Raw genomic sequence first — 6,577 nt, 5'->3', positions numbered from 1 at the left:
TCTGCGTGTGGATCGAAGGAAGCTGCAAAAGAAGAGGAAAGCTCGAATTCTGGAAGCGACAAGCCAGTAGAGGAATCTGCAGAAATAAAAATTAAGCATGAACTTGATGAGGAAGAAATTGTTTTAGCAAAGACGCCTGAGAAAGTAGTAGTTTTTGATTTTGGTATTTTAGATACATTGGATGAGCTTGGTGTTCCTGTTACTGGAGTACCACAGGCAACCATTCCGCCATATTTAGAAAAATATGCTGGTTCTGAGTACACGAATGTAGGAAGCTTGAAGGAGCCCGACTTTGAGGCAATTCATGCATTAAAGCCAGATGTGATTTTCATCTCCGCACGCCAATCTGATATGTATGAAGAGTTCAAAAAAATTGCTCCAACAATTTATGTAGGAATTGATTACACAAATTATATGGAATCCTTCACACATAACATGGAAGTGATAGCACAAGTTTTTGGCAAAGAAGAACAAATGAAAACGGAATTGGAAGAAGTTAATAAGAATATAGATGCAATAAAAGGAAAAACAGGAAGCACTGATGCTAGAACATTAATTATTATGGGGAATGAAGGAAAAGTGAGTGCCTATGGACCAAGTTCACGTTTCGGTATCCTTCATGATGTGTTTGGTTACAAGCCTGCTGATGAAAAGATTGAACAATCAACTCATGGACAGAGCATTTCATTTGAATACATTTCTGAAACAAATCCAGACAATATGTTCGTAATCGACCGTGATGCAGCATTTGACAGCAATGCGAGTGTGAAGGATGCAATTGAAAATGAGCTTGTCCAAAAAACAAATGCATTCAAAAATGGTAAAATCTTTTACTTAAACGGCGGTCCATGGTATTTATCTGGTGGCGGGCTACAGTCTATGAAGCTAATGGTTGAAGATGCACAAGTAGGTGTAGAATAATGTTTTACCAGATTAAGCAAATGGTTGTGAAGGAGGGCTTTTCTGATACAGTGGTGGAGCGCTTCAGTGGTGAGGGACTCATTGAGAAGCAGCCGGGCTTTGTCGACCTTCAAGTTCTAGTCAAAAATGTACGCCGTGGTGACGAGGAAGTATTAGTCCTTGTCAGATGGGAAACTGAAGAGGAATGGAAGAACTGGGAGAAGAGCCCCGAGCATATTGCAGGGCACAGAGCGAAAGCTGGAAAGCCAAAGCCTGATTATATAATCGAGTCAAGCCAGAATGTGTATAATGTGGCGGTTAGTAAGTAAATAAAAAATAAAGATGAGGCGCCTAATCATATAGGTTGCCTCATTTTTTGGATTCTCAAGAGAAATGGAAACAGGTAACTTCTCTAATTTCTTTTTTTGAAAATAAAATTCACCCATACTTACTTTAGTCTAACTCTCTTTAACCGAAGGGAATTCAACACAACAGAAAGGGAACTAAAAGCCATGGCTGCCCCTGCAAGCCATGGAGCCATGTAACCAAGCATGGCAAGTGGGATCATCATAATATTATAGAGAAAAGCCCATAGAAAATTTTGTTTAATATTAGTCATTGTTTTTTTGCTAATGAGGATTGCGTCAACGACTCGATTTAGATCATCTTTGATAATGGTCATATCACCTGATTCAATGGCCACGTCTGAACCTGTTCCAAGTGCAATTCCGACATCGGCAACAGCTAATGCAGGTGCATCATTAATGCCATCTCCAACCATGATGACCTTGTTTCCTTTTTGTTGTAATGTCTGTATGATTTCAGCTTTATGCTGGGGCATGACTTCAGCCCTTAATTTATGGATTCCTGCTTTTTTTCCTACAGCCATTGCGGTATGCCGATTATCGCCTGTGAGCATGATTACCTCTAACCCCATCTTCTTTAATCTAGTTACAGCTTTAACAGATGTTGATTTTATTTCATCTGCAACAGCGATGATTCCGGAAAACTGAGAATCAATAAAGGCAATCATGACAGTTTTTCCTTCCTGCTCTAGCTTGGTTACTAGAGTGGCTGATTTTGGAGGGATGGAGATATCATTTCTTTTAAAATATGCCGGGCTGGCAATGACAACCTTTTGATTGTTTACTGTTGCTCTGATTCCATATCCTGGAATTGAAAGGACTTGTGACACACTTGGAAAAATAGAGATTTCCCTTTTCGCCCTCTGGACAATTGCTTTAGCAATAGGATGGTCGGAAATGCTCTCAACAGCCCCAACGGTCTCTAAGAAAGCCCGTATGCTTAAATATTCGCTATAAATGTCGGTCACATGAGGCTGTCCTTTTGTAATGGTCCCGGTTTTATCGAAGACAATGATATTATTTTTCCCTAATAATTCAAGAAATCTTCCTTCTTTAAAAAGGATTCCAAGCTGTGCGGCCCTTCCGCTTCCGACCATAACAGAAGTTGGAGTGGCAAGCCCAAGCGCACAAGGACAAGCGATAATGAGAACAGCGATCGTTTTTTCTAAAGCCTCTTTTAAATCACCTGGCTGAAAGAGGGAATACCATGCGGCAAATGTAACCGAAGCAATGGCAATGACAATTGGAACAAATAGGGCTGTAATATGATCTGCTATATATTGAATAGGTGCTTTTGAAGCTTGAGCTTCCTCAACGATCCGAATAATTTGTGACAGGGCAGTATCAGGATTTCTTTTTGTTGCTCTTATCTTTAATAACCCATTTTGATTGATTGTCCCAGCATAGACATCGTTGCCAATGTTTTTCTCAACGTGTATGCTTTCACCGGTTAACAGTGATTCATCCATGACGGAATGCCCGTCGATTACTTGTCCATCGATCGGCACCTTCTCCCCAGGCCTTAGAACGATAATATCTCCAGGTACAATTTGCTCAATCAGTCTATTTTCTTCTCTCCCGTTTATATAGACAGTGGCTGTTTTCATTTGTAATTGATAAAGCTTTTTGATTGCTTCTGTCGTCCGTAATTTTGTTTTTGCCTCGAGCAGTTTTCCTAAGAGAATGAATGTAATAATAAAGGCACTTGTCTCATAGAACAAGTCGACCGGCTGGGCCTGATGATAGGTTTTCAAGGTTGTAAAGGTTAGATAATGGCTGTAAAAAAAGGCTGCGGACGTACTTAATACGACCAATACATCCATATTTGCACTTCTATTTCTTAAGGCTTTCCATGCTCTTTCATAAAATTCTGCCCCAATGAAGAATTGAATGGGAATCGTAATTGCGAACTGAAAAAGGGGATGAATAAACAGATCAGGAACTTTGATGAAGGAAGCCCAATGGAAGTGGGCGAACATAGCCCATGCCATCGGAAGAGTAAGCAAGGCTGAAAAGACGAATTTCCATTGAAGTCTCCTAATCTCTATATTTTTGTTCTGTTCAGAGGAGCGGTTTTGGCTGACTTCCTTTGCTTCAAACCCAATTTTGTTTATTTTTTGAATGATGTCAGAAACGCTTGTCCGGTTTTTTTCAAACGAGACACGGCCTTTTTCAGTTGTTAAATTGACCGATATGTCTGTCACTCCATCTATTTTTGAAACAGATTTTTCGATACGAGTCGTACAGGCAGCACAATGCATGCCTTTTACTTCAATATGTGCGGTTTCGATCATAGCCTGGCCCCACTCCTTTCCTTCATCAATATTATTCATTCTATTAAAATCGATTTGTATTTAGAACGAATGGCAGCAGAGCTGGTAAAAGCCTGTATTAATTTTTTTCTCCCATATGCAGTGCGGCTTTTAATGAAATTTTGTGAATACCTAGCATTAGAATGCCTGCCATGAGTTGATCAAGCCTAGTATTGACTAAGGGAGGAAAAAGTGTATGAGAACTAGAATGAGAGGGTAAACAAAGTTTTGTCATTAATTGAGTTAAAAACGGATTATTCATCCCATCAATTAAAGCATTGAGGATAAAAACTGAGCAGGCTGGCAATAAAAGAAGTCCGCTTAGGAAAGCATAACGTTTTTTAGTCTCGCTATATGTCCGTAGTTTTTTAAACGGTGAGGTAATGGGCCACCACATACGAAAGGCTAAGATAAATAGTAAAAAGAAATAACTATTATGAATGGCAGGATGATCAGAGATAAGGCTTAATATTGTTGGTAAATGATACATGGAAAATAGGATTGCAAAAATAAAGAGTGCCACGATAGGTTTTACAAAAAGAAAAGACCTGACTAGGATAACCGTCCACAATAGCTGATAAACGGGCTTTGGAATCCCTAATAATAATAATGGTGGAATAATAAAAAATAGAATGCTCATTTGGATCATATGCAAGCTGAATGAGAGGTGGCTAATGGCTGCAAAGGGGCTCCCAACTATCAAGACAAGTAAGCCTAGGCTGGAAAGAAAAAGAAATGGCTGCTTTTGAAGCATTGTGAATTTAGTCGTTTGTCTTACGAGTATTGTGTATAAAACGGCGATAAAGACGGCAGTCATTAATATAGGAATATTCCATTCTAATTCATTTCTAATTAATAATAAATAATCAAACATGCTTTTCCTCCTCATATCAGGATGAAATAAAATAAATTGGGGGCATTGCTGAAAAGCTTATATGATTATGGATATGATTTCTGATTATTATACATACCAAACCTTTAAACAAAGTTCACTACACACTTTCGTAATTCCAAAAAATAACATAAAATATAATAAAAGTGTTTCCAAGGAGAAGTGAAGATGAATACACTCATAAATACGCTTCAAAAGAAAAGAGTTAAGGTAACGAAGATTCCGAAATGGGGCACGTATTTACGGAATCAATGGGAGGAGAATTTTGCTAGTCATCTTAGTGAGGACGAGAAGGGTAAAATTCATTTGCATGACAAAGGTAAAAGCAGTGGATTCTTATGGCATATTTTCAGCTATGAAACAAAGGAATGCTTGAAAGAAGAACAGGCAAATGAAGCATTTAATCAATTACAAAAGCAGGCATGTTATGTTTTTCATCAGCATTCAAATGATGCGATAATCATTGAAAATGTATCTAAAATTACTGCTGAAGACTTTGAAAATGAACAGGATATTTATGTAGTGGATAAGGAATTTGCCTGGACTTACGTCAATACACACGAAAAAGGATTGTGCGGTCCATACTTTTCGTGGAAACAGGGAAGGTAATATTTTCAAATTAAAAGAGGGATCATATGCAGTTGTTTATCAAAAGGATAAGTCGAAACGAGGCAGTCGAAATCCTAAACTGGAAATACCCAGCACCTTATAATTTTTACAATAATGAAGAAAACGAGGAATCTATAAGGGAGTTATTAGGAAGCTCGTATTCAGTTGTCATTGACGAAAATGGTCGATTAATAGGCTTCTTTTGTACTGGGGATTCTGCCCAGGTGCCTGCTGGGACAAAGTATGGTGCCTATTCAGAAACATGTACTGATATTGGGCTTGGAATGAAGCCCGAGTTAACAGGGCAGGGAATGGGATATGCATTCTTTTCTTTTATCCTAAGGCATATCCATGGCGCATATAAGGAAGTTCCCCTTCGCTTAACGGTGGCGAAGTTTAATGATAGGGCGATACGCCTTTATGAAAAACTTGGTTTTAAGAGGAAAATAGAATTTAGTAATGGGTCTACCGCATTTATGACGATGATAAAAGATTCATAGGAGTGCTAAAGTGATTTATTTACCAATTAAATTTGTAAAAACCATTAAAGATGTGCATAAGGAAAAAGGGGAGAAGTGGTTACTTGAGTTTCAAGAGCTTATTCATGAATGTGAGGAGCGGTGGCATTTAAAAATCATGCCGCCGTTTGATTTGTCCTATAATTTTGTGGCGCCTGCTATTCGGAATGATGGATTGGAAGTAGTCATCAAGCTAACTGTTCCGAGTGAGGAATTTCTTTCTGAAGTAGAGGCCCTCGTTCTATTTAACGACCATGGTATGGTTAGGATCGTAGATGTTGATAGGATAAAAGGAGTTCTACTACTTGAAAGATTAAAGCCTGGCACGACCCTTGCCTCACTTGAGAATAATGAGGAAGCTGCTTATATTGCTTCTCAAGTCATGAAAAAGTTATGGAGCCCGGCTCCCAAATCTGTTCACATTCCGCATATTAAAGAGAGAGGAAAAAGTTTAGACAAAATTTATAAGGATAATCCTGAAGGACTCGGACCCATCACGAAAGAAATGCTGCAAGAAGCGACTGAAATCTTTAGGAAATTGGTGGAAACCCAGACCGAACGCTTTCTGCTCCATGATGATTTACATCATTATAATATTTTAAGGACAGGCACCGATTCTTGGCTAGCCATTGATCCTAAAGGGCTAATTGGAGATAGAGAATATGATGTGATTCAATTTTTACTAAATAAACTGCCAGATGATCAAATCATTGAAGTAATAGAAAAACGCATTGAAATCTTTGTAAAGGAACTGAACTTAGATAAAAATAGAATTCTATTATATGGCTTTTCTCATGCCGTTCTTGCAACATGCTGGTCTATTCAGGATAGTGGAACCTGGGATGAAGGTTTCTTCAAAGCGATCTATGTGTTTAAGGATTTAAGAAGTTATTAAAACGTGAAGCTAGACGGGGAATACTGTGAAAAGTCCAAGCAGTAGTGCTGGACGGCCATTTCAAGAGGGGAAAGCCTTAGAAAAGT

Annotated in this window: 7 protein-coding genes (1 of these 7 cut by a window edge); 5 read left to right on the top strand and 2 right to left on the bottom strand. The window is 38.5% G+C overall.

Going from position 1 to position 6,577, the window contains the following annotated elements; genetic code table 11:
- Positions 1-921, top strand: partial view of a siderophore ABC transporter substrate-binding protein gene (locus V7149_RS09960; RefSeq protein ID WP_335345482.1) — the 3' portion only. 42 nt of this gene lie to the left of the window's left edge; the window shows 921 of its 963 coding nt (coding positions 43-963); the start codon falls outside the window, past its left edge; the stop codon is at positions 919-921.
- Complete coding sequence (locus V7149_RS09955) at positions 921-1,229, top strand: antibiotic biosynthesis monooxygenase family protein (RefSeq protein WP_335345481.1); 309 nt, start codon at positions 921-923, stop codon at positions 1,227-1,229. Before V7149_RS09960 ends, V7149_RS09955 begins: the two co-directional genes overlap by 1 nt.
- A 119-nt stretch (positions 1,230-1,348) precedes the next feature.
- Here V7149_RS09955 and V7149_RS09950 read toward each other — a convergent pair whose 3' ends face one another.
- Both V7149_RS09950 and V7149_RS09945 read right to left on the bottom strand, forming a co-directional pair.
- On the bottom strand, positions 1,349-3,559 hold the full coding sequence (locus V7149_RS09950; protein WP_335345480.1) for a heavy metal translocating P-type ATPase: 2,211 nt from the start codon (positions 3,557-3,559) through the stop codon (positions 1,349-1,351).
- A gap of 97 nt (positions 3,560-3,656) precedes the next feature.
- Positions 3,657-4,451, bottom strand: coding sequence for a cytochrome c oxidase assembly protein (locus tag V7149_RS09945; RefSeq protein WP_335345479.1), 795 nt, complete (start codon positions 4,449-4,451; stop codon positions 3,657-3,659).
- 186 nt (positions 4,452-4,637) lie between these two features.
- Between V7149_RS09945 and V7149_RS09940 the strand changes: the two genes are divergently transcribed.
- Genes V7149_RS09940 through V7149_RS09930 form a run of 3 tightly spaced genes read left to right on the top strand, consistent with a single transcriptional unit; the run spans position 4,638 to position 6,491 of the window.
- A complete protein-coding gene (locus V7149_RS09940; protein ID WP_335345478.1) occupies positions 4,638-5,078 on the top strand; it encodes a DUF4275 family protein in 441 nt (146 codons plus the stop codon).
- Positions 5,079-5,104: 26 nt separating this feature from the next.
- A complete protein-coding gene (locus V7149_RS09935) occupies positions 5,105-5,578 on the top strand; it encodes a GNAT family N-acetyltransferase (RefSeq protein WP_335345477.1) in 474 nt (157 codons plus the stop codon).
- A 10-nt stretch (positions 5,579-5,588) separates the two neighbouring features.
- Positions 5,589-6,491 carry an aminoglycoside phosphotransferase family protein gene (locus V7149_RS09930; protein WP_335345476.1) on the top strand — a complete coding sequence of 301 codons (903 nt, stop codon included), beginning with the start codon at positions 5,589-5,591 and terminating at the stop codon, positions 6,489-6,491.
- Positions 6,492-6,577: the final 86 nt, after the last annotated feature.

The organism is Bacillus sp. JJ1503, from assembly GCF_036965125.1.
GTDB lineage: Bacteria > Bacillota > Bacilli > Bacillales > Cytobacillaceae > Cytobacillus.
This window is presented reverse-complemented; position numbering and strand designations above follow the sequence as displayed.